The following is a 22,550-nucleotide window of genomic DNA, read 5'->3' as shown; positions in this document are numbered from 1 at the left end:
CGGTCAATGCACCGTTGGGATGAGCTGCATGGAGTGGAGAAGGGTCCCAACAGGGCAGACGATATCAAGCCGCCACCCTGACCAATCATCCGCCTCGATGCCGATTTCCGCCCTCAGCTCCTCGATGGCAAGGAGTGCCTGTGCCTTCGCGCTCTCAAGGTCCTGAACCTCGATGCCGGCGTTATCGACTATCTCGTCATGAATGCTTACGAGGTGGAAGAAGCAACGCATGTCAGACCATCCACCCACTCGGAAAGGATGGAAACTGCTAGCGGGTTTTGCCGGCGAAGTGAAGAGACCTTGCGGTCCTTCCCCTTATTTGCCTTCCGCAGCAGCTTCCGCTCCGATGGGTTGAAGGTTGTCCAGCGACACCCATCCGATATCCGGCCGGGGCACAGGCACCAGATAGGCGCGGTCCGCCTCGATGCGTTCGACCCGGCAGGTGATGGCCCTCTGGTCGCCAGGGGGGCGGTAAACCACGGTGCCTCCGACCTGAACCTGGTCCGGATGATGCGAAGCAGCCGAGGCCTGGGTCGGCGGCGCCTCTGCGGTTGAATCGTGTCCGGCCCTGACCCGGTCGAGCGCTGCAATCGCCAGCTTCGCCCGATCCCGGTACCGTTCGCTGACTGGCCTCAGGAGCGCGCCGCGTGTCCGTCCGGGATACCACGAGACGCCGCCCGCCTTGGCCAGTTCCTCTGCAACGGCTTCAATTTCTTCGTCTGTCACACGTCCCCCCGTGATGGTTAGCCCAACAAACCGTCTCACAGTTTGATCGAAAAGACCTTAACGCAGGGTAATAAACAAGTTCTATTTCTCCACCTAAGATTTTCTTCAATCACATCTTCGCTCGTGAAGAAGCGCAGCCTCCGATTACCTCGGCAGCACACCAGCCGCAGGCCGAATCGACAAACGCATCTCTCGAGAGAAAAGAGCAGTGTGTGGTCGGGTCAGACCGTACCGCTGTCGTGCCGGTGGGCAACGCCAAGCGAAGTGAGGCCGGTGGCAAGGAATGCGACAGTAGTTCCGTGATCATACACGCTGCGGGATCCGGCAACACAATCCTAGTGTCGCCTCGTCTCGGTCAATGCACCTGATGGGTACCCCTAAATCTATCGCATGCTCAAAAATATCCTCTCTCAACTGTGCCAAACGCATTTAAGCATGCCGGCTCCTGTTTCTGATTAAGGATGTTCAGCATGGCTCCTGTCATCAACGCCTCGAATTTCGGCGCCAACGGCAACGATAGCATTGATGATACCGCCGCAATCAATGCAGCCGTGAAAGCTGCGCATGCGGAATATCTCAAGAACCCGTCCGCAGGCCGGGTTACCGTCATCCTGCCCACTGGGACTCTGCTCGTCAAAGGAAGCGGCGATAAGAGCGATGGCGCCGTCTCCATGCTCAGCGGCACGGCGCTTCAGGGCGCCGGCATGGGCCGGACGATCCTCAAGGTGGCCGACGGATGGGCCGGCGACATCACCGGCGTGGTGCGCACTCCCTTCAACAAAGTCACCTACGACGTCGGGATCTTCGATCTCTCGATCGACGGCAATCGCGATGCCACGACCGGCAAGATCGACGGCTTCTATACGGGCGTGAGGCCCGGAAGCACCGAGCAGGACAGGGACATCCATGTGTCCCGCGTGGAGATCCTGGATTGCTCGGGCTATGGCTTCGACCCCCATGAGCAGACCCTGCGCCTGATCATCGAGAACAGCGTGTCCCATGGCAACGGGCTGGACGGTTTCGTGGCTGACTACATCGTCAACGGCATCTACCGGAACAACATCGCCTACAACAACGACCGACACGGCTTCAACGTCACGACGACGACCACCGGGCTGCTGCTCCAGAACAACATCGCCTATGGCAACGGCTCCACCGGCGTGGTGGTGCAGCGGGGATCGGAGAACATACCGTGGCCCAGCGACATCCAAATCGTCGGCGGCCAATACTACGGCAATCAGAAGGAAGGCATCCTTCTCAACATGGCCGATAACGTCACCATCAACGGCGCCACGATCTATGGGAACTTGAGCAACGGCGTGCGGATCGAGGGCTCCACCGACAGCGTCGTGCAGAACAGCCGCATCTTCAACAACGCCCAGGGCGGCGACAACCAGTTCGACGAGGTCAGCATCCGCATGCGGGTGGATGCGACCACGGGGCAAACCTATTACTCGGTGAACACCCAGATCCTCAACAACACGATCTATTCCGACGGCGCCATCGATGCCCGCTACGGCATCCGGGAGGAGCGGACGAACACTGCCGGCGGCCCGACTTATATCTCTCTTTTCGGCAACACCATCTCCGGAATGGACTCGGGAGCGATCTTCACCCTGGTCCAGAAATGGATCGGCACGGCCGGACCCAATGTATTCCGCGGCACCTCATTTGACGAAGACCTGAGCGGGCGGTCCGGCAACGACACGATCCGGGGAATGGGCGGGAACGATTACGTCTTGGGTGATGGAGGCCACGACCGGCTCTATGGCGACGATGGACGAGACTGGATCTTCGGCGGCAACGGAAACGATCGCCTGTATGGCGGGCGCGGGAACGACACCCTGTTCGGCGATGCAGGACGCGACGTTTTCGTGTTCAACACCCGGCTCGGAACATCGACCACTGATCGAAAGGTCAATTTCGACACCGTAGCCCAATATAGAGCGAAGGACGACTCGATCTGGCTCGACAACGCCATCTTCCGAAAGCTCGGCCCCGGCAGCGCCAGCAAGCCGCAGAAGCTCGACGTCGACTTCTTCAACGCAGGCAACAGGCCCAAGGACGCGGACGACTACATCAACTACAACAAGAAGACCGGCATCCTGTCTTACGACTCAGACGGCTCCGGATCTGCAAAGCCCGTGGAGTTCGCCAAATTCAAGAAGGGACTCGCTCTGACCCACAACGAGTTCTTCATCGTCTGACCGACAGGCGGCGGTCTTTCGAAGGAACCGCAGGAGGAGATAGCCCCTCTCCTTCATGCTCAAGCTGAAACCCTCAGGTCCCCCTCCCGTTGAGCCTTCTTGGAAATATGGAGCGCTCAAATGGGTCTACTTGATCAGGTACTCGGCAATGTTCTTGGGGGACGCGGCGGCAGCCTCGGCGGCGGGATCGGCGGCCAGTCGAGCCGCGGTGGCATGTCGCCCATCATGATGGCCGTCATGGCCCTGCTGGCGCAGAGGGCCATGGGCGGCCGCGGCTCGTCCGGTGGCGGTCTTGGTGATCTCCTTGGCGGCGGCGGGCTCGGAGGGATGCTGGGCGGCGGATCGGGCGGCGGCCTGGGAGGGCTGCTCGGGGGCTCCGGCGGCGGCCTCAATGGCGGTATGCTGGCTGGGGGACTCGGGGGGCTTCTCGACAGCTTCAACCGCTCCGGCCACGGTGACATCGCCGACTCCTGGGTCGGCACCGGCGAGAATCGATCGATTGCCCCCAACCAGCTCGCGGACGCACTCGGACCGGATACCGTCGACGAGCTGTCTCAGCACACCGGCATGCCCCAGCAGGATCTCCTCTCGGAACTGTCCCATGTGTTGCCGGGCGTCGTCGACCAGCTGACGCCGCACGGACGTCTGCCGCAGGAGCATGAGCTGGACCGCTATTAACGGGGCTCAGGCGGCCACGACGATGTTGCGGCCGCTTTCCTTCGCGCGGTAGAGGGCATGATCGGCCCGTCGGAGCAGATCCTCGGTCCTCGCCTGGGGAATGGTCGCGCACCCGATGCTCACGGTGACGTCCTCATCGCCCCCCAGAGCCGCCTTGCCCGTGACGGAAAAGGCATGCCGGATCGTCTCGGCGACCGCAGCGGCGTCACGAGCATCGACCGGAAGAATGGCGGCGAACTCCTCTCCGCCCAGCCTGCCGAAGCTCCCCTTCGGCAGTTTTTCGGTCAGGATGCGCCCGAAAATGCTCAGGATGTGGTCACCGGCAGCATGTCCAAAACGGTCGTTGATCGCCTTGAAGTTGTCGAGGTCGAACAAGAGGCAGCTAGCTGGGCGACCATTCAGCCGATCCAAAAGTTTGGACGCGGCCTGAAGGAAGGCACGGCGGTTGGGAATTCCCGTCAGATCGTCGACGAGAGCCGCCTGCTTGTACTCGAACTTCAGGCGCTCCTTGGCCATGGACAGGAACATGAATGCGAGCGTCGGACCGATCACCACCAGGAACAGCGCCATCTCCGGCGACCAGCGCCGGCCGAAGCTGTCGATCCAGGGTACGGAGGTCAGTGAGATGCCGAGCGACCCACGCAGGAGGTTGAAGACGGCAAGACCTGACAGGAGCACCACCGCCACGCGCTGAGACGCGAGCGCCTGCACGGCGTGGCGCCACAACTCCCAGGCGGACAATGCCGCGTAACCTCCCGTCAGGAGGGAGGCCAGGATCAGCCTGTAGCCCTGCGAGTCGTAGATGAAGGGAAAGGCTGCCGCCCATATGGCAACCCCAAGTCCACCCGGAAGGATGATGCCAGGGCGGTCGTTGAAGATGCGGCAACCGACATAAAGAGCCCCGTAGGACAGTATCCCAGAGCCGTTCGCCAGCAGAAGAACCGTATAACTTGGGGGAGCCTTGCCGAGGTTGGCCGCTCCGATCCCGATCCCGATCAGCCAGAAGGCACTTCCCCACCATGCCATGGCATTGAGTCGACGGTTCAGGGTCCACGAGAATATCAGCAACGTCCCAAGCACGGCCGACAGGAGAACAAATGCGACGGTGAGGGTGGCAGGATCAAGAACCATCGGGATTGTCGTCATCCGTTCGATCAGACCGCCGCAGGTATGACCTCCGCAGGTCATTCCCCTGCGGAACGCGGGCACGCTATCTCCCATCGCCACCCGGATGTCCAGCGCCATCTCGTGCGGCGGATCGGCTTGAGATCGGAACGAAGGCTTGGCCGGAGCATTTTTACCTCAAGCTAAGCATGAGGAGCAGTGTCATGGGTCGGTATCATCGTCATGGGGTGCAGAGCACGGCGGCTATTGCCGGACATCCGCTTCACCACATGCTCATCGTTTTTCCGGTCGCCTTCCTGATTGGCGCCCTGGGAACGGACATCGTCTTCCTGGCAACGCAGGACCTGTTCTGGGCTCAGGCTTCCTATTGGCTGCTCATTGCCGGCATCGTCACCGCCCTCGTGGCTGCGGTTCCCGGCATGATCGATTTCGTCACCATCGACCGGGTCCGCAATGTGTGGGTCTCATGGGCCCACATGGTCGCCAATCTGGTCGTCGTTGCCATTGCCCTCATCAATGTGGGCGTGCGCCTGGACGATCCGGCGGCCGGAGTTCAGGGCTGGGGCGTGTGGCTGTCCGGCATTCAGACCGCCCTGCTGCTGTTCAGCGGCTGGCTCGGCGGTGAGATGGCCTACCGCTATGGCATCGGCGCCATTCAGGATTACAGCCCCAAGGCCGAGCAGTTCCACGTGGAGGTCGACCGCCCTGACGTGGCGGAGCAGTACGGCCGCCGGAGCGGGTCGGGCGGGCTCTGAGGAATACCCGTACTGATCGCTTGCCTCGCGAGGCGGAGCCGCTAAGCTCCGCTTCATGAAGCACTCTTCGACCACTCTTGCGCTGATTGGACTGGCACTCGCGAGCCAAGCGCAGGCTGCTTCCCCCTGCCCTCCCGGCTTTGCCATGCTTCAGGCCTCGGATACCTGCGTCCGGATCAGCGGCACTGTCCGGGCCGATGCCGTTGCCGGTTCAGGGCGTCTGCGCGCATCGGACTCGTTCAGGACCCAGTCTGGCGGGCGCGTGCAGATCGATGTGAGGAAACAGACGGAATACGGCCCCTTCCGGGCCGTTATCGCCGTTGGAAACCTGCGCCGCGACAGCGGCAAAGAATAAGGGCGCCCGAGGGCGCCCTTATGTCGACGGGTCAGTAGTCGTAGCTGTCGTAGTATTCTTCACGATAGTATGTCCGCCTCGGGGCCTCGTAAGTCCTGTAGGCGGGCCGCTCATAGGTCCGATAGGCCGGGCGGGCCGTCGCAGCAAGGGCGCCGCCGAGGATGGCACCCGTCACGCCGGCTGCAATGGCAGCGTTGTTATTGTTGCGCCGCTGCACGACATAACGCTGAGCCTTGTGGTTCTTCTGGTGCCCATAAGCATGGCCCTTACCCTTTCCAGGGCGGGCATCGGCGGCACTGGCGAAAGACGTCGCGGCCAGAAGGGCTGCGCTGATGACAACAAGAACTTTCTTCATAGATCTACTCCAGAACAGTTTCGTATATAAATTTTGTCTGGGAGAACGGTTCCAAAAATCGTAATTCGGCAGAAGACTGGATTAGCTCAATCATCAAGATTGCAGCATTTATCTTCTCATTTGCCACATATGCTCTTAATCTCTTCTTTCGAAATCACGGAGGAACAGCAAAAGAGGGCCGTCAGTTCGGCCCTCTTTCTCAAACCCTGGCGACCAACTTACTCGCTGGTGCTGGTGCTGCTCCCCGACGAGGAACCGCCCTGCTGCGGACGGATGGTCGTGGAGTTGGTGCTCGAACCAGACGTATTGCTGCCCGAGTTGCTGTTCACGTCGGTGCGGCTGCGGGTCGAGACGGTGCCGGTCGTCTCCGGAGCGCTCGAACGGGTCCGGCTGGTAGAAACGTTCACGTCATTGGAACGACGCTGCTCCACGGACACGCCGACGCTCGGCGAGGTGTCCTGAGTCCGGCGGATCGTCGTGCGGCGGTTGACGGAAACGCTGGGCTCGTTGACTTCCTCGTAGCGGCGCACGGTCCGGCGACGGACCTCCACCGGCTCGTCCACGACCTGATAGCGGCGCTTCTTCATAACGACCTTGTTGGACTTCTTCGTCTTCTTTACCGCGACCTTCTTGGTGGGCTTCTTCTTGACCACCGTGCGGCGCACCTCGGTATCCGGCTCCTCGATGGTGGTCACGCTGCGGCGGCGAGTGACGGAGACGCTCGGCTCCTCGACTTCGCGCACCGTGCGGGAGCGAACGGATACACCGGACCGCTCGCGGGTCTCGATGCCGACGCCGACACGGGTGCTGCCCTCCTCGCGGGTGCGGACGCTGGTCTGCCCCGAGGTTTCGCTGCGGGTCGCGCCGGTGGTCTCGGTGCGGTTGCTGGTCCCGGACTGGTTACGCAGGAGATTGTTCGAGTCCGAAGATTGCGACTGGGAGGTCGTGCTCGTGCTCGTGTTGGTCTGGGTCGATGTCTGGGCATAGGCCGCGCTGCTCAACAAGAGAAGGGCGGCTCCAAGGGCGATTTTCTTCACGGAACCATCTCCATTACTGTAAAGGTGCGGGGTGAACGCAGACCTTTGGAGACTGTTCCAACGACCCGGAAGTAACTCCGGATATCCGTGAAGTCATGCAGCAACATGAACATTTGTTCAAAATGCCACAGAGGCGCATCTATGCTTATGGAAGCATCGGATCCTGAGTTTAGAGGGCAACCACTCCCGAAGAGCGCAGAGGGCCAGGCGCGCGGCCTTTGCTTGTCGGTCGTCAACACGGCCATGTTTCGGGTTGCCGCGGGAAAACACGCCGGGCACACGGCCTGACCGGAAGGAGCCATGTCTGATGAGCGCTCCGGTTAACCTGTCGTTAGCTCGTTATGCTACTAAAGCATAACAGCCCTACATTATTACCGCTCCTCTTCGGCACTGCACACACTTATATCCCCACTGCACACGCAAGAACAAAAGCCACCGGCCACAGGGGTCGGTCACTGATGAGGAGTTTTCCATGTTCGTGTCTTACATTCTTTCTAAAGTCCGCTCTTATATGCGTTATCGCGAAACGGTCCGCGAGCTTTCGCTCCTCTCCGACCGCGAGCTCGACGATCTCGGCATCTCCCGCTTCCAGATCGAGAACATCGCTCGCGAGCACGCTGCCGCGTAAATTTCTGCTGCATTGCAGCATAAGGCCCTCGCCCGCCCTTTTGGCGGGCGTTCGCTTGTCTGGAGACCTTCAGCGGCCGCCGGAAACCGGCACGTTGGCGCCCGTGATGTAGGCCGCGGCATCCGACATTAGAAACAGCACCGCTTCGGCAACCTCCTCCGGCTCGCCGATCCGGCCGAGCGGAATATTCGGCCTCAGCCGCTCCAGGCGCCCGGCATCCTGGGTGCTGCGCTCATGGATCTCCGTTTTGGTCATGCCGGGGGAAACCGCATTGACCCGGATGCCTTCCGGGGCCAGCTCCTTGGCCATCCCGATCGTCAGCGAGTCGATGGCACCCTTCGAGGCTGCATACCAAACATACTCGTTCGGACTGCCGAGGGAGGCTGCGACCGACGAGATGTTGACGATGGTCCTTGCACCGTCATCGGGGCTCGTCGGCAGCCGGCGAGCGGCCTCGCGGGCCACCCACAGGGCACCCAGGACATTGATGTCGATGCAGGCCCGGATCGTTTCGGCGGAGCTCTGTGCCAGCTTGCTGGACTTGCCGGTAATCCCTGCGTTGTTGACCACATGCGAGATCGGCCCCAGAGCCGCCTCGGTCTCTTCGAACAGGCGGACCACGTCGGCTTCGACGGAGACGTCGCCCTGGCAGGCCACAGCTTTCGCGCCGGCATTGTGGCAGGCGGCAAGAACCTGCTCGGCAGCCTCGCGTTCCGAGCGGAAGGTGATGGCGACATCATAGCCGCGCTCGGCCGCGAGCCGCGCCACCGCAGCCCCTATGCCGCGGCTTCCGCCGGTAACAAGAACGACCGGGCGCTGAACTGGCATATTGGATGTCCTCCTGAAGAACCGGAGCTGACTGCCCTCCCGGATCGTCAGCTGGGCCGTTATGTAACATTTCGCACAGCCTAAACCACCGGCCTGTGCATGGCCAAGCTTTGCCCGACCCAGTCCATTGAAGCGTCTATTTGCAACGTTATTTCGCTGCGATCCTCGCGGTTAAAAGGATGTTCCACGGCGAGGGCAACAACAGCAATATTCAATGGAGACGACAATGGCTTACAAGAAAATCAGCACCAAGGGCTATTCACCGTTCGGACTGAAGTTCGTTGGTGACGGGTTGATCTTCAAGGCCGATTCCGCCGACGACAGGATCTTGGGAACCAGGGCCGATGATCATCTGGGCGGCGGCGGCGGCGATGACACTCTGAACGGCGGCGCCGGAAACGATCTTATCAGCGGCGGCGCTGGGAACGACGTTCTAACGGGCGGATCCGGCGTGGATACGTTCGGGCTCGGTGGAGACCTGGGCAAGAGCATCGACCGGGTGACCGACTTCAGGAGCAAGATCGGCGAGAAGATCATCCTGAACGCCTATGTGTTCGAGGACCTTGAGGTTTCACCGAAGCAACCCGTCGACCCAGACGCCAGGGACAGCGGCCCGCTTGCCGCCTCGAATTTCTGGATCGGCAAGAGCGCTAAGGATGCGGACGATCGCCTCGTCTACGACAAAGCGACAGGCGCCCTGTATTACGACGCGGACGGCAACGGCGCCGGCGCCGCAATCCAGTTCGCGCAGTTCAAGGCGGGCACGGCTCTGTCGGCCGATTGCTTCCTGATCTTGTAAGGCGAACACTCTGACCCTCGCATGAGAGGATTGTCGGGAGGGCATGATCGCCGGGCGGTCGTGCCCTCTCGTGGCATTCGGCCTCAGAGTCAGGGCCTTTTTCCCTTTGAGATTATGGTTGATTGCCCCATCGCCGCTCGCTACTTCAGGCGCATGAGCAAACTCGACCCCATCCACGTCATCGGCGGCGGCCTCGCCGGTTCGGAAGCGGCCTGGCAGATCGCCCAGGCCGGCGTTCCGGTCGTGCTACATGAGATGCGCCCCGTTCGCGGCACCGATGCGCACAAGACCGACGGCCTCGCCGAGCTCGTCTGCTCGAACTCGTTCCGCTCGGACGACCCCGAGACGAATGCGGTCGGCCTGCTGCATCAGGAGATGCGCTCCCTCGGCTCTCTCATCATGGCCAAGGGCGACGCCAACCAGGTGCCCGCCGGCGGTGCGCTGGCTGTCGACCGCGACGGCTTCTCGGCGGCCGTGACGGCAGCCCTGGAGGCTCATCCCCTCATCACCATCGAGCGGGGCGAGATCGCAGGCCTGCCGCCGGAGGATTGGTCCTCGGTGATCGTTGCCACCGGCCCCCTCACCTCGCCGGCCTTGGCGCAGGCAATCCTCGATCTCACGGGCGAGACGTCGCTGGCCTTCTTCGACGCCATCGCGCCCATCGTCTACCGCGAGTCCATCAACATGGACATCGCCTGGTTCCAGTCGCGCTACGACAAGGTCGGGCCCGGCGGCACGGGCAAGGACTACATCAACTGCCCCATGACCCGGGAGCAGTACGAGGCCTTCATCGATGCGCTGATTGCCGGCGACAAGACCGAGTTCAAGGAATGGGAGGCCAACACCCCCTATTTCGACGGCTGCCTGCCCATCGAGGTGATGGCCGAGCGCGGCCGGGAGACCCTGCGCCATGGACCGATGAAGCCGGTCGGCCTTACCGATCCGGGCAATCCCGACAAGAAACCCTACGCCATCGTGCAGCTGCGTCAGGACAATGCGCTCGGCACCCTGTTCAACATGGTGGGTTTCCAGACCAAGCTGAAATACGGCGCCCAGAGCGCGATCCTGCGCATGATCCCGGGCCTTGAGAATGCCGAGTTCGCCCGCCTCGGCGGCATTCACCGCAACACCTATCTCAACTCGCCCAAGCTCCTCGACCCGACGCTTCGCCTGAAGGCGATGCCGCGCCTGCGCTTTGCCGGCCAGATCACCGGCTGCGAGGGCTATGTGGAGAGCGCGGCGGTGGGCCTGATGACCGGCCGCTTTGCCGCGGCCGAGCGCCTGGGCCGCCCGATCGAGCCTCTGCCCCACACCACGGCGCTGGGCGCGCTCATCAACCACATCACCGGCGGGCATATCGAGACCATCGACGAGGGGCCGCGTTCCTTCCAGCCGATGAACGTCAACTTCGGCCTCTTCCCGCCGCTGGCCCAGGCTCCGAAGGCCGAAGACGGCAAGCGCCTGCGCGGGCCGGCCAAGGCGGTTGCCCGGAAGAAGGCACTGACCGACCGGGCGCGGGCTGATCTGGCGGTATGGCTATCGGGCGGTGCGCTGCCTCAGGCTGCGGAGTAGTCACACACCGTCATCGCGGACGGTGGAGCCGATCCGGGATCGCGAGCAGGACCTGGAGCGGGAAGCTCAACGCTGTCATCCCCGCGAAGGGGGGGATCCATAAGCACGGGGTCTGAAGAAGAGGCGGTCAGCGTCGCACTCTTTCTGCATCGTCAGTGGTTATGGATTTCCACGCCTTCGGCGCGGCCCTTCGGGTCGGGCTCCGCTGCGCGGCCCCGGAATGACATTGCTACAATGGTCCAACGATCCCGGATCTTCGCTGCGCTTCGTCCGGGATGACAATGGAGAGTGGCGACTTCTAAAACGGCCCACGCCAGAGCGACCAGATCCGCCGCCATTGCGGCACTTCCACCACCGTATGGAACGGATCGTAGTCCCGCCGATCCATGGCCCTGAGATAAGGCTCCACCAGCGCAACCGGCTGGAAGGCCGGCTTGGCGGCGTTCGGGATCGTGGTGCGCAGCGCCCGCGCCTGCTCGAGATGCCTGCGGGCGACGGCGCGCAGATCGGCGAGCGCACCCTTGAGCCCAGGTCCGCCGCGCCCCGTGACGATGTCCTCCCGCACGACGCCGTGCTTCGTCAGGATATCCGCCGGCACGTACACCTGGCCTTGGCGCGCATGGATCGGGAAGGCGCGCAGCAAGCCTGCGATGGCATAGGCCACGCCGGCATGTCCGGCCGCATCGGCGGTGCCGGGATTCGTGCCGTCGGAGAGGATGAGGCTCGAGAGCTGGATCAGGCTGGAGGAGGTCTCGCCGCAATAGCCTTCCAGGTCGTTGAGGCTCGGCATCGGATCCTCGTAGAGATCGAAGATCCTCGCATCGATCAGGTCGACCAGCGACTGGCGCGGCAGGCGGAACTGGACGATGGTGTCGTCGAGCGCAGCCGCCACGGGATTGGACCGCACATCGCCCCGCGCTTCGCCCTGCAGGGCATCGCGCCACCATTGCAGGCGGATCTCGCCGACGAGCGCCTCGCGCACCGCCTCGCGGACACGGGCGATCTCGAAATTGAAGGCATAGAGCGCGTAGAGATGCGGGCGCTTCTCGGCGGGCGCGAAGAGGCTCGCCCAGTAGCGATCCGGATCGGCCTCGCGCACGAGCGCCTCGCAATGGGCGAAGTTGGAGATCGCTCCCGCCATCTCAAGCGACGGCGATCAGCGCGGCGCCAACCTTGCGGTTCTCGGCGAGCAGGACATTGTAGGTGCGCGCCGCAGCGCCGGTCTGCATCACGTCGATCCCGATCCCCGCTTCGCGAAACCGCGCCCGGAACGCAGTGGGAAGTGCTGCGATGTCGAGGCCTGTGCCGAACAGCAGGAGGTCGAGCGCATCGCCCTCGGCGAAGATCGGATCGAGCACCTCGTCGGTCAGGTCGGCCATGGAGGCGACCGGCCAAGCCCTGACTCCTGACGGCAGCGCGAGCAGAGAGCCGCGATGGGACATGTCCGCGAAGCGGAAGCCGCCATTGCCATAGGCATCGAACTGATAGCGGCCCGGCAGAAAACCATCGTAAACGCGGCCAGAGCTCATGATCCTACTCCGCGGCGGCGGCCCTGCCCTCCGGAACCTTCACGGTCTCCGATCCGCGCAGACCGATATAGATCAGCATGGGAGACGAGATGCAGATGGCCGAATACGTACAGATGACGACGCCGTAGAGCATGACCTGGGCGAAGCCCTGGATCGCCTGGCCGCCGAACAGCACCAGCGCCAGCAGCGAAAGGGCGGTCGTGGTCGCCGTCATGATCGTGCGGGACATGGTGTTGTTGATCGACAGGTTCAGCAGTTCCTCGGCGGGCATCGTCTTGTAGCGGCGCATCAGCTCGCGGGTTCGGTCGAACACCACCACGGTTTCGTTGAGCGAGTAGCCCACGATGGTCAGGATCGCGGCGATCGAGGTCATGTTGAACTCGTGGCCGGTGATCACGAAGAACCCGATGGTGAGCACGATGTCGTGGAGCGTGCCGAGAATGGACGCCATCGCCAGCTCCCGCTCGAAGCGGAACCAGAGATAGAACAGCACCGCGATGACCGAGAGCACGACGCCGATGGTGCCGGATTGCACGAGTTCGCCCGAGACGCGCGGGCCCACGGTCTCGACGCGGCGGAAGTCGTACTCGGCGCTGAACGTGTCGCGCGCCTTCTGCACCACGGCGGCCTGCGCGGCTTCGCCGCCCTCCTGGATGGGGAAGCGCAGCGAGACTTCGCCGGCCGTGCCGAACTCCTGCACCTCGACGTCGCCGAAGCCGAAGCTTTGGGCGGTCTGCCGGATCTGGCCCACATCGGCCCGGCCGGACCTGGCCTGAATTTCCATGAGCGTGCCGCCCTGGAAGTCGATGCCGAAGTTGAGGCCGCCGGCCAGGAGCATCACCGCCGTCAGGATGGAGATGACGGCCGACAGCGGGAACGAGTAGCGCCTGAAGCGCATGAAGTCGAAATGGGAGTTTTCGGGCCAGAGGCGAACGAGGCGCACGATACGCACTCCTTAAAACGGAAGAGCTTTGGGACGCATCCAGTGATACCAGAGCGCGATCATCATGCGCGTCAGGGTCACGGCGGTGAGAACCGTCGTCAGGATGCCGAGGATGAACACGACAGCGAAGCCGCGCACGGGGCCGGAGCCGAGGAAGAACAGGATCACCGCCGCGATGGCCATGGTGCTGTTGGAGTCCACGATGGTGGCAAAAGCCCGGTCGAAACCCGCCTGAATGCCCGAAACAATGGACCGGCCGGCTCGCACCTCCTCGCGGATGCGCTCGTAGATCAGCACGTTGGAATCGACCGCCGTGCCGATGGTGAGCACGATGCCGGCGATGCCCGGCAGGGTCAGCGTGGCTTCGAGCACGGACATGAGGCCGAAGATGAGGCCCACATGGACGAGAAGCGCGATGTTGGCGAAGAGACCGAAGAGGCCATAGGTGGCGAACATGAAGATGACCACGAAGATGGCCGCCACATAGGTGGCCATCTTGCCGGCCTCGATGGAGTCGCGTCCGAGGCCCGGGCCGACGGTGCGCTCCTCGACGATGGTCAGCTTCGCCGGCAGCGCGCCGGAGCGGAGCAGCACGGCAAGATTGTTCACCTGCTCGACCGTGAAGCTGCCGGAGATCTGGCCCGAACCTCCGGTGATGGGCGACTGGATCGTCGGTGCCGAGATCACTCGATTGTCGAGAACGATGGCGAGCTGACGCCCGAGGTTCTCCGTCGTCGCCTGTCCGAAACGCTGCGCGCCGCGGATGTTGAAGCGGAAATTGACGATGGGCTGGTTGGTCTGCGTATCGAAGGCCGGCTGGGCATCGGTCAGATCGCCGCCCTCGGCAATAATCCGGCGCTCGACCGGAACGCGCTGGCCGCCGGCATCCTCCATCGGCAGCATATCCACATCGGTCGCGCCCTGCTGAGCAAGCAGGCGGAACTCGAGGTTGCCGGTCTCGCCGAGCAGCGCCTTCAGCTGCTGCGGATCCTGAAGACCTGGAACCTGGACGAGCACGCGGTCGGCGCCCTGGCGCTGGATGCTGGGCTCGGTAGTGCCGGTGGAATCCACGCGGCGGCGGATGACCTCGATGGACTGGTCGACGGCGCGGCGCACGCGCTCGTTGGTGCCGACCTCCGTATAGGTCAGCGTGATCACGCCGTCCGGAGTCGTGTTGATCTCGATGGAATTGCCGCCTGTCTGGCCCAGCATGGCATTGCCGGTCGGCTGCGACAGCTCGCGCAGGCGCGGCAGGAGACGGTCGCGGTCGGCGGCCTCCGGCACGCGGATCTGCACGCCGCGCTGAACCGTCTGAATGCCGTTCTGGGACGAGACGCGGGTGTCGCGCAGGATGCGGCGGACGTCGTCGCGCAGGGTCGTGACCTGCGTGCGCATCAGGTCCTGGGCATCGACCTCGAGCAGAACGTGGGATCCGCCCTGCAGGTCGAGGCCCAGCACGATGGCGCGGGTCGGAACGAGCCAGGACGGCACCCAGCTCGGAATGGCATTCAGGTAGGCCTGACGCTGCTCGCGGGACATCATGCTCGGAATCGCCAGGAGCAGGCCGATCAGGATGATCCCCACCGTGGCGATGATCTTCGGTCTTGAGAAGCGCAGCATCGTCAGCTCAACCTTTCACACTCTTTTGCCGCAGCGCGCTGCGGCGAACCGGCCCATCCGCTCGCGGAGGGCCGGCTTCGTCCCATCAGGCCTTGACCGGCTCGCTCTTGGAGCGGACGTCGGAAATCATGGCACGGGCCACCTTCACCTTCACCCCGTCGGCAATCTCGACCTCGATGTCGGCCGCGTCCTCGGTCACCTTGGTCACCTTGCCGATGATGCCGCCGGAGGTGACGACGGTGTCGCCGCGGCGCACGTTCTTGATCATCTCCTGGTGAGCCTTCACCCGGCGCTGCTGGGGCCGGATGATCAGGAACCACATGATGACGAAAATGAGGATGAACGGGACGAATTGAAGGATCATCTCCATTCCGCCCCCCGCGGGGGCCCCTTGTGCGTAGGCAGGTGAAATGAACAAGCGGCTCTCCATGGATAAAGGCGCGTGGCAGGCACTTTTCGAGCCTACCCGCGCCGGACGGGATACAAAGCGTGGCGGACTATACCCATCGACTCCACGAAATCAATGAAGTTGGAGGCCTTTCCCAAGGCTCCTTCCATGGACGCTTTGACGCTTTCTGCGCTAAGCAATCCCCTCACCCACTCTGGATGGTCCTGTTCCCGATGCCCGCAGACCTCAATTCTCCCGAGACCCTGGCGCTTCTGACGCGCATCGCCGACACCCTGGAGCGCCTGGCTCCCGCCAGCACGGCTCACGCCGATGTGACGGCTGCGGACGCTTTCGTCTGGCACGCAGCCGGACGCAGGCTCTCCCCGGTGCCGAAGGTGAACCGGGTCGAGATGAGCCTCCTGCGGGGCATCGACCGGGTGCGCGACCAGCTGGCGGAGAACACCGGGCGCTTCGCCAAGGGGCTGCCGGCCAACAACGCCCTGCTCTGGGGTGCCCGGGGCATGGGCAAGTCGTCCCTGGTCAAAGCGGTCCATGCGGAGATCAACCACACCCGGCCCGGCGATGCCCGCCCCCTGAAGCTCATCGAAATCCACCGGGAGGACATCGAGACCCTCCCGGACCTCATGGGCCTGCTGCGGGCCGACGCGCACCGCTTCATCGTGTTCTGCGACGACCTCTCCTTCGACGCGGACGACACCTCCTACAAGTCGCTCAAGGCGGTGCTGGAGGGCGGGATCGAGGGGCGTCCCGACAACGTGATCTTCTACGCCACGTCCAACCGCCGCCATCTCCTGCCCCGCGACATGATGGAGAACGAACGCTCGACCGCCATCAATCCGGGAGAAGCCATCGAGGAGAAGGTCTCGCTCTCCGACCGTTTCGGCCTCTGGCTCGGCTTTCACAAGTGCAGCCAGGACGAATATCTCGACATGGTCTTCGGCTATGTCGACCATCTCGGGCTGCAGGCCGACCGCGATGCGATCCGCGCGGAGGCGCTTGAATGGGCGACGACCCGCGGCGCCCGCTCCGGCCGCACCGCCTGGCAGTTCATTCAGGACTTGGCAGGACGCCTGGGGCAAGCGATCTGAAAAAGATCTATCTGGACCATTTTCCTACGTGTCATTCCCGGCCGAAGCGCAGCGGAGGGGAAGGGAATCCATAGCACTGAGCGTGTGAGTGGATCCCCTTCCCTCGCTGACGCTCGCCGGGGATGACACTGGAGTCACCACGCATGAAAAAGGGACGGTGGCTGAGCCCACCGTCCCCTCATTCGACCGACCTCGAAGATGAGATCCGGCCTAAACTCTTCTCGCGATCAGCCGCCGAGATACTTCATCGGATCGACGGGCTGCGCACCCTTGCGGATCTCGAAGTGCAGCTGCGGCGAGGTCACGTTGCCGGTCTGGCCGGAGGTCGCGATCACCTGTCCGCGCTTCACCTGCTCGCCGCGCTTCACATTGAGCGAACCGTTATGGGCGTAGGCCGAGACGTAGCCGTTCTCGTGCTTGATCAGGACGAGGTTGCCATAGCCCTTCACCTCGCTGCCCGCATAGGTCACGGTGCCGGCTTCCGTTGCCTTCACCGGCGTTCCCTCGGGGACTGCGATGTTGATGCCCTCGTTGCCGCCGTTGGCGCCGAACCCGGCGATGACGCGGCCGCGGGCGGGCCAACGGAAGTCACCCGACACGCTGGCGGTTGCCTCAGGCTCCGGCGCGGGAGCCTTAGCGACCTCCGGCTGCGGGGCCGGTGCGGGAGCCGCAGGTGCAACGGTTTTCACAGGCTCGGGCTGGGTGAGAGCCGCCACCTTGGGCTGCTCCACGACCGGCTTCGGCGCGGAGACGAGCGGCTTGGGAGCCGAGACCAGAGACTCATCGACGGCCGATGCGACCTGCATCGGAGCCGACTTGGCAGGCGCCGGAGCGGCGGGGACTGGGGCCTGCGCCGTCGCAGTCATGCCGGGGCGAACACGCCTGGCGGGCTCGGCGACAGCGACGGGAGTCGTGGCGGCCGGCACCTTGGACGTGTCGACGAGGCGGAACTTGGGCTGGGAAGGCGCTTGAGCTGAAGCGGTCTGAACGGCCGGCATGGGGCGCGGCTGAGCGGACGCAGGAGCCGAGGCGATGCGGGTGGGCTGCGACAGGGGCTGGGCCTGCACCGGCGGCAGGGACTGAGCCTGGACCGAAGCGGTCGGCATCGGGGCGGCCGCGTAGGACGGGGAAGCCTGAGGCTGCGACGGAGCCGAGGCGCCGGAGTCCATGCGCTCGCTGGCCGCGAAAGGATTGGAGAAGGGGTTCTCCGCGAACCGCGCACTGTCGGTACTGCATGCCGCAGCGGCACTCCCGATCAAAGCCACCAGAGCGATCCGAGACACCGCAGCCCAATGTCCAGAACTCACACGCAAACGCATCACTCAACCCCAACCGAACGCAACTCGATGGAGCGATTAAAAGCCTGTTCAGGTTAAGCAACGGTTGATGGTGCGCGCTTTCTCGTAACCTTGTCGAAAAAATTTCGATTTGGCCGAGCATCGGACCAAAAAGTGGACTTGCACTTTTGGGATCGATCCGATGCTCATTTCTAGGCTGGCGCATCGTTGAGCGCGGAAAACCGGTCCCCACTTTTCCGCACGATGCGCTAGAGAGTCGCCGCAATGCCGGTGACGAGAGGGGAAATTCGCAAGGACGCGCCAAGGCTCTGCGTCAGTTCTCCGTCGATGCCGCGCTCGACCTTCACGAGGCGGGGCATGCCCTCAACGGTCAGCGCGCCCACGAGGCGACCTCCGGCCCCTAAAAGCGACATCAGCGCCTCGGGAAGCTCGGGACGCGCGCCGTTCAGCAGAATGCGGTCGAACCTGTCCCGCACCCGTGCGGCAAGCCCGTCGCCCACCTCAAGACGGACCTTGCCGGCCTCGACGATCTTGAGATGCTGCGCCGCCGCCGCGGCAAGGGTGTTGAAGCGTTCGACAGAGGTCACCTCCGCCCCCAAACGCGCCAGGAGCGCCGTCACATAGCCGCTGCCCGTGCCGACCTCCAGCACCCGCTGGCCGGGCTGCACGCCCAGCGCCAGCAGCATGGCGGCCACCGTCGCGGGGCCGGTCATGGTCTGGCCGCAGGGCAGCGGGAGGGCGACGTCGGTGCGGGCGAGATCGGTGAAGCGGCGCGGGGCGAAGACCTCGCGTGGCACGAGCTCCATGGCCCGCAGGAGAGCCGTGTCGCGGATGCCCTTGGCCCGTAGGGACAGGATGAAGGACGCCGCCCCGATTGCCGCCTGCTCCCCGCGGGCATCGTCCGCCTCGGGCCAGTATGGCAGATCCTGGTTCATGGCGCCCCGCTTCCTCAGCCGAAGGCCTGCGCGTAGCGGGTCAGGGTCGGCTCGTCGGTCATGTCGATGCGCAGCGGCGTGACGGCGATGCGACGGTTGGCGATGGCCCAGAGATCCGTGCCGTTGCCGGGCGTGAAGGGACGCCGCTCGAAGGCGATCCAGAAGTAGGGGTTGCCGCGCCCGTCCCGCCGCTCGTCGAGGCGCAGAAGCTCCTGCGTGCGCTGGCCCTGGTTGACGAGAGACGTGCCCTCGACTTCCTCCGGCTCGCAATCCGGGAAGTTCACGTTGACGAGGATGCCCTTGTCGATGCCGGCCTCAAGAATTCTGCGCACCACCCTGGGGCCGTGATGCTCGGCGCATTTCCAGCGCGGCGCATCGCGCGTCGTTGGTCCGTAGGCTTGGGAGAGCGCGATGGACGGAACGCCGAGGATCGTGCCCTCGATGGCGCCCGCAACCGTGCCGGAATAGGTCACGTCCTCGGCCACGTTCTGCCCGCGATTGACGCCGGAGAGCACGAGGTCGGGCTTGGCGTCCCGCATGAGGTGGCGCACGCCCATGATCACGCAATCCGTCGGCGTGCCCCTGACGGCGAAGTGCCGGCTGGAGATCTCGCGCAGGCGCAGGGGATCGTTGAGGGAGAGCGAGTGGGCGACGCCGCTCTGATCCGTCTCGGGCGCGACGACCCAGACATCGTCCGACAGTTCGCGAGCAATGGCCTCCAGGGTCTTGAGCCCCGGAGCGTGAATGCCGTCGTCGTTGGTGCAGAGAATACGCATGCTCTAGCCCTGACGCTCGATGCGGGTGAGACCGCCCATATAGGGCTGCAGAACTGAGGGGATCGTGACGCTGCCGTCCTCGTTCTGGTAGTTCTCCAGCACCGCCACCAGCGTGCGGCCGACCGCCAGCCCTGAGCCGTTGAGGGTGTGCACGAAGCGCGGCTGCTTCTCGCCAGCGGCGCGATAGCGGGCGTTCATGCGCCGCGCTTGAAAGTCGGAGCACACCGAGCAGCTCGAAATCTCGCGGTAGGCCCCCTGCCCCGGCAGCCAGACCTCGATGTCGTAGGTCTTGGTCGAGGAGAAGCCCATGTCGCCCGTGCAGAGCGTCATGGTGCGGAACGGCAGCTCCAGTTTCTTCAGCACGTTCTCGGCGCTGGTGAGCATGCGCTCGTGCTCGTCAGCGGAGGTCTCCGGCGTGGTGATCGACACGAGTTCGCACTTCACGAACTGGTGCTGGCGGATCATGCCGCGCGTGTCGCGACCGGCCGATCCCGCCTCGGCGCGGAAGCTCGGGGTGAGCGCGGTAAAGCGCAGCGGCAGCTCCTCTTCGGAGAGGATCTGCTCGCGCACCAGATTGGTGAGCGTCACCTCGGCGGTCGGGATCATGCCGTAGCGGGTATCCTTGATCATCTTGGCGACCGCGTCCTGCGGCTGACCCTCGAGGGCAGCGGCGACGACCTGCTCGAGCGAATTGCCCGGGAAGGCCCAGAACTGATCGTCCTCGAACTTCGGCAGCTGCGCGGTGCCGAACATGGCCTCGTCGCGCACCAGCAGCGGCGGGTTCACTTCGGTGTAGCCGTGCTCGGTGGTGTGAAGGTCGATCATGAACTGGCCGAGCGCCCGCTCCAGGCGCGCCAAGCCGGCTTTGAGTACGACGAAGCGCGAACCGGAGAGTTTCGCCGCCGTCTCGAAATCCATCAGGCCAAGGGCCTCGCCGATCTCGAAATGCTGCTTGGCGGCGGCTAGGTTCCTTGGGTTGCCGGAGCGGTGACGCTCCACGTTTCCATGCTCGTCGGCGCCGACCGGAACGTCAGGCTTGGGAATGTTCGGAATGGCGGCCAGGGCCTCGAACAGGGCCTTCTCGGCCACCCGCTCGGCTTCCTCCAATTCCGGCATCGTCTCCTTGATGCGGGCGACCTCGGCCATCAGTTCCTGGGCGCGCGCTTCGTCCTTCTTCGCCTTGGCCTGGCCGATCTCCTTGGACATGGCGTTGCGGCGCTCGGTGGCGGCCTGGAGGGCCGAGATGGCGCTCTTGCGCTGGTCGTCGAGGGTGATCAGGCGCGAGGACAAGGGCTCCATGCCCCGGTTCCGGAGGCCTCGGTCGAAAGCCGCGGGATTCTCGCGGATGGAACGGATGTCGTGCATGGGATGAGGACCTGCTTCATCAGGCAGCCTCGCCCCGATGACAAGACCGCCCCTTCAACGTGCGCCGAGGATGGCGGCCGGTGGGAGGACCCGCTGGCCCTACTCCTCTGCCGCGCGCGCGGCCTCGGCTTCCGCACGCTTCTTCTCGACCATGATGACGGAGAAGATGGACGCCTCGTAAAGAAGCAGGGTGGGGATCGCAAGGGCGAACTGGCTGATCACGTCAGGCGGGGTGAGAACAGCCGCAATGACGAAGACGATGACGATGGCGTAGCGCCGCTTGTCCTTCAGGAATTGCGAATCGATGATCCCGGCCCGGGCGAGCAGGGTCAGGATCACCGGCAGCTGGAAGCAGATTCCGAAGGCGAAGATCAGGGTCATGATCAGCGACAGGTACTCGCTGACCTTCGGCAGGAACTCGATGGTGGGGCCGCTCTCTGTCGCCAGCTGCTGCATGCCCACGGAGAAGCGCATGAGGAGCGGCATGGCGATGAAATAGACGCAGGCCGCCCCGATGGCGAAGAGAACGGGGGTCGCGACCAGATAGGGCACGAAGGCCCGGCGCTCGTTCTTGTAGAGGCCCGGCGCCACGAACTTGTACACCTGCATGGCGATGACCGGGAAAGCCAGGAAGCCTGCCCCGAAGGCCGCCACCTGGATCTGGGTGAACAGGTATTCGAGGCCGTGGGTGTAGACGAGATGCGCCTTCTCGGGTGAGCCGACCGCCAGGACGTAGGGCCATACCAGGGCGTTGTAGATGTACTTCGCCACGGCGAAGCAGATGAAGAACATGGCCACGAACGCGACCAGCGCCTTGATCAGGCGCGAGCGCAGCTCGGTGAGATGCTCGATCAGAGGCGCGCGCGACGACTCGACCTCGTCCTGTTCAACGGCAGTGGTCATCCGACTTTCGCGTCCGGTTTCTCTGACAATTGTGCAGCAAGAGCAGCCTGCTGCGCCTCGTATTCGGTTTCCCGCCGCAGGGACTCGGCAATCTCCGTCGCCGGGTCGACACTCGGCGGTAGCGGCAGGTCGACGAGCGGATCGGCAGGCTCCGGCGCCCGTCCCTCGACCACGGCCTGCACCGAAGCATCGGAAGGTGCCTGAACAGACGCCTGGGTTGCCTCTTGGGCAGCCTCCGGAGTGCTCTCCGGCTCGGGCGCCTTCTCGGGGGTTGCGGCAGGCGCCTCGATGGAGGTCTTCAGCTCGTCCCGGATCGTCTGGATCGGGTTGAAGCTCGTGTTGAGCGACGGAACGGCCTCGTTCACGCTCTGGAGCTGCTTCTTGACCTCGTCGAGGTCGGCTTCCCGCATGGCCTCGTTGAACTGGCCCTGGAACTCCGACGCCATGCGGCGGAGCTTGCCGGTCATCTGCCCCACGGTCCGCAGAGCCTTCGGCAGATCCTTCGGGCCGATCACGATCAGCGCAACGGCGCCGATCACCATGATCTCACCCCAGCTCATGTCCAACATGACGTGGCCTCGAACCTGCCCTTAGATACTCACGCGTACTGATACACCAC

Annotated in this window: 25 protein-coding genes; 8 read left to right on the top strand and 17 right to left on the bottom strand. The window is 64.0% G+C overall.

Features of this window, described 5'->3' with window-relative positions; genetic code table 11:
* Positions 1-3: 3 nt before the first annotated feature.
* Entirely contained in the window at positions 4-231 is a 228-nt protein-coding gene (locus MA07_RS14460; protein WP_036352006.1) for a hypothetical protein, read from the bottom strand.
* 84 nt (positions 232-315) lie between these two features.
* On the bottom strand, positions 316-726 hold the full coding sequence (locus MA07_RS14455) for a hypothetical protein (RefSeq protein ID WP_036352004.1): 411 nt from the start codon (positions 724-726) through the stop codon (positions 316-318).
* A 470-nt stretch (positions 727-1,196) separates the two neighbouring features.
* Between MA07_RS14455 and MA07_RS31205 the strand changes: the two genes are divergently transcribed.
* Both MA07_RS31205 and MA07_RS14445 read left to right on the top strand, forming a co-directional pair.
* The gene (locus MA07_RS31205) at positions 1,197-2,933 is read left to right on the top strand and encodes a glycosyl hydrolase family 28-related protein (protein WP_052003173.1); all 1,737 of its coding nucleotides are present in this window, start codon (positions 1,197-1,199) and stop codon (positions 2,931-2,933) included.
* A 120-nt stretch (positions 2,934-3,053) separates the two neighbouring features.
* Positions 3,054-3,611: a YidB family protein gene (locus MA07_RS14445; protein WP_036352003.1), complete on the top strand. Its 558-nt coding sequence runs from the start codon at positions 3,054-3,056 to the stop codon at positions 3,609-3,611.
* A gap of 6 nt (positions 3,612-3,617) precedes the next feature.
* Here the strand turns inward: MA07_RS14445 and MA07_RS14440 are convergent, their stop codons facing one another.
* Positions 3,618-4,757: a GGDEF domain-containing protein gene (locus MA07_RS14440; protein WP_160195439.1), complete on the bottom strand. Its 1,140-nt coding sequence runs from the start codon at positions 4,755-4,757 to the stop codon at positions 3,618-3,620.
* Positions 4,758-4,939: 182 nt separating this feature from the next.
* Between MA07_RS14440 and MA07_RS14435 the strand changes: the two genes are divergently transcribed.
* Positions 4,940-5,491: a DUF2231 domain-containing protein gene (locus tag MA07_RS14435; protein WP_036351993.1), complete on the top strand. Its 552-nt coding sequence runs from the start codon at positions 4,940-4,942 to the stop codon at positions 5,489-5,491.
* 55 nt (positions 5,492-5,546) lie between these two features.
* Entirely contained in the window at positions 5,547-5,846 is a 300-nt protein-coding gene (locus tag MA07_RS14430; protein WP_036351989.1) for a porin, read from the top strand.
* Positions 5,847-5,877: 31 nt separating this feature from the next.
* Here MA07_RS14430 and MA07_RS14425 read toward each other — a convergent pair whose 3' ends face one another.
* Positions 5,878-6,201 carry a hypothetical protein gene (locus tag MA07_RS14425; RefSeq protein ID WP_036351986.1) on the bottom strand — a complete coding sequence of 108 codons (324 nt, stop codon included), beginning with the start codon at positions 6,199-6,201 and terminating at the stop codon, positions 5,878-5,880.
* 218 nt (positions 6,202-6,419) lie between these two features.
* Complete coding sequence (locus MA07_RS14420; RefSeq protein ID WP_036351982.1) at positions 6,420-7,238, bottom strand: hypothetical protein; 819 nt, start codon at positions 7,236-7,238, stop codon at positions 6,420-6,422.
* Positions 7,239-7,710: 472 nt separating this feature from the next.
* Here MA07_RS14420 and MA07_RS28990 point away from each other — a divergent pair, with 472 nt between their 5' ends.
* Entirely contained in the window at positions 7,711-7,866 is a 156-nt protein-coding gene (locus MA07_RS28990; RefSeq protein ID WP_081928967.1) for a DUF1127 domain-containing protein, read from the top strand.
* A gap of 69 nt (positions 7,867-7,935) precedes the next feature.
* Here MA07_RS28990 and MA07_RS14415 read toward each other — a convergent pair whose 3' ends face one another.
* Positions 7,936-8,694 carry a glucose 1-dehydrogenase gene (locus tag MA07_RS14415; RefSeq protein WP_036351980.1) on the bottom strand — a complete coding sequence of 253 codons (759 nt, stop codon included), beginning with the start codon at positions 8,692-8,694 and terminating at the stop codon, positions 7,936-7,938.
* A gap of 226 nt (positions 8,695-8,920) precedes the next feature.
* Here MA07_RS14415 and MA07_RS14410 point away from each other — a divergent pair, with 226 nt between their 5' ends.
* Both MA07_RS14410 and trmFO read left to right on the top strand, forming a co-directional pair.
* Positions 8,921-9,493: a calcium-binding protein gene (locus MA07_RS14410; protein WP_052003172.1), complete on the top strand. Its 573-nt coding sequence runs from the start codon at positions 8,921-8,923 to the stop codon at positions 9,491-9,493.
* A 153-nt stretch (positions 9,494-9,646) separates the two neighbouring features.
* Positions 9,647-11,065 carry a methylenetetrahydrofolate--tRNA-(uracil(54)-C(5))-methyltransferase (FADH(2)-oxidizing) TrmFO gene (trmFO, locus tag MA07_RS14405; RefSeq protein ID WP_036352175.1) on the top strand — a complete coding sequence of 473 codons (1,419 nt, stop codon included), beginning with the start codon at positions 9,647-9,649 and terminating at the stop codon, positions 11,063-11,065.
* Between the two features lie 298 nt (positions 11,066-11,363).
* Here the strand turns inward: trmFO and MA07_RS14400 are convergent, their stop codons facing one another.
* The 5 genes from MA07_RS14400 to yajC all read right to left on the bottom strand — a co-directional run bounded on the left by MA07_RS14400 (position 11,364) and on the right by yajC (position 15,521).
* Positions 11,364-12,206 (bottom strand): phytoene/squalene synthase family protein, encoded by an 843-nt coding sequence (locus MA07_RS14400; RefSeq protein ID WP_036351977.1) that lies wholly within the window; start codon positions 12,204-12,206, stop codon positions 11,364-11,366.
* Between the two features lies 1 nt (position 12,207).
* Entirely contained in the window at positions 12,208-12,594 is a 387-nt protein-coding gene (locus MA07_RS14395; protein ID WP_036351975.1) for an MTH938/NDUFAF3 family protein, read from the bottom strand.
* A gap of 4 nt (positions 12,595-12,598) precedes the next feature.
* Positions 12,599-13,537 carry a protein translocase subunit SecF gene (secF, locus tag MA07_RS14390; RefSeq protein WP_036352172.1) on the bottom strand — a complete coding sequence of 313 codons (939 nt, stop codon included), beginning with the start codon at positions 13,535-13,537 and terminating at the stop codon, positions 12,599-12,601.
* A gap of 12 nt (positions 13,538-13,549) precedes the next feature.
* Complete coding sequence (secD, locus tag MA07_RS14385) at positions 13,550-15,157, bottom strand: protein translocase subunit SecD (RefSeq protein ID WP_036351971.1); 1,608 nt, start codon at positions 15,155-15,157, stop codon at positions 13,550-13,552.
* An 85-nt stretch (positions 15,158-15,242) separates the two neighbouring features.
* On the bottom strand, positions 15,243-15,521 hold the full coding sequence (gene yajC, locus MA07_RS14380; RefSeq protein WP_200879373.1) for a preprotein translocase subunit YajC: 279 nt from the start codon (positions 15,519-15,521) through the stop codon (positions 15,243-15,245).
* A 242-nt stretch (positions 15,522-15,763) separates the two neighbouring features.
* Here yajC and MA07_RS14375 point away from each other — a divergent pair, with 242 nt between their 5' ends.
* Entirely contained in the window at positions 15,764-16,654 is an 891-nt protein-coding gene (locus tag MA07_RS14375) for an ATP-binding protein (RefSeq protein ID WP_036351967.1), read from the top strand.
* Between the two features lie 227 nt (positions 16,655-16,881).
* On the opposite strand, the gene MA07_RS14370 is transcribed toward MA07_RS14375, so the two are convergent.
* The 6 genes from MA07_RS14370 to tatB all read right to left on the bottom strand — a co-directional run bounded on the left by MA07_RS14370 (position 16,882) and on the right by tatB (position 22,500).
* A complete protein-coding gene (locus MA07_RS14370; protein ID WP_244445253.1) occupies positions 16,882-17,919 on the bottom strand; it encodes a M23 family metallopeptidase in 1,038 nt (345 codons plus the stop codon).
* Between the two features lie 281 nt (positions 17,920-18,200).
* Entirely contained in the window at positions 18,201-18,887 is a 687-nt protein-coding gene (locus tag MA07_RS14365; protein ID WP_052003170.1) for a methyltransferase domain-containing protein, read from the bottom strand.
* A 14-nt stretch (positions 18,888-18,901) separates the two neighbouring features.
* A complete protein-coding gene (surE, locus tag MA07_RS14360) occupies positions 18,902-19,663 on the bottom strand; it encodes a 5'/3'-nucleotidase SurE (protein ID WP_036351964.1) in 762 nt (253 codons plus the stop codon).
* Positions 19,664-19,666: 3 nt separating this feature from the next.
* Positions 19,667-21,028, bottom strand: a complete 1,362-nt coding sequence (gene serS, locus MA07_RS14355; RefSeq protein ID WP_036351961.1) for a serine--tRNA ligase — start codon at positions 21,026-21,028, stop codon at positions 19,667-19,669.
* A gap of 99 nt (positions 21,029-21,127) precedes the next feature.
* Positions 21,128-21,931, bottom strand: coding sequence for a twin-arginine translocase subunit TatC (tatC, locus tag MA07_RS14350; protein ID WP_036351959.1), 804 nt, complete (start codon positions 21,929-21,931; stop codon positions 21,128-21,130).
* The gene (gene tatB / locus MA07_RS14345) at positions 21,928-22,500 is read right to left on the bottom strand and encodes a Sec-independent protein translocase protein TatB (protein WP_036351956.1); all 573 of its coding nucleotides are present in this window, start codon (positions 22,498-22,500) and stop codon (positions 21,928-21,930) included. Before tatB ends, tatC begins: the two co-directional genes overlap by 4 nt.
* Between the last annotated feature and the right edge of the window lie 50 nt (positions 22,501-22,550).

The sequence above is a fragment of the Microvirga sp. BSC39 genome (assembly GCF_000739015.1).
Taxonomy (GTDB): Bacteria; Pseudomonadota; Alphaproteobacteria; order Rhizobiales; family Beijerinckiaceae; genus Microvirga.
Note: the sequence above shows the minus strand (reverse complement) of the source record. Positions and strands in the feature narration are given on the sequence as shown.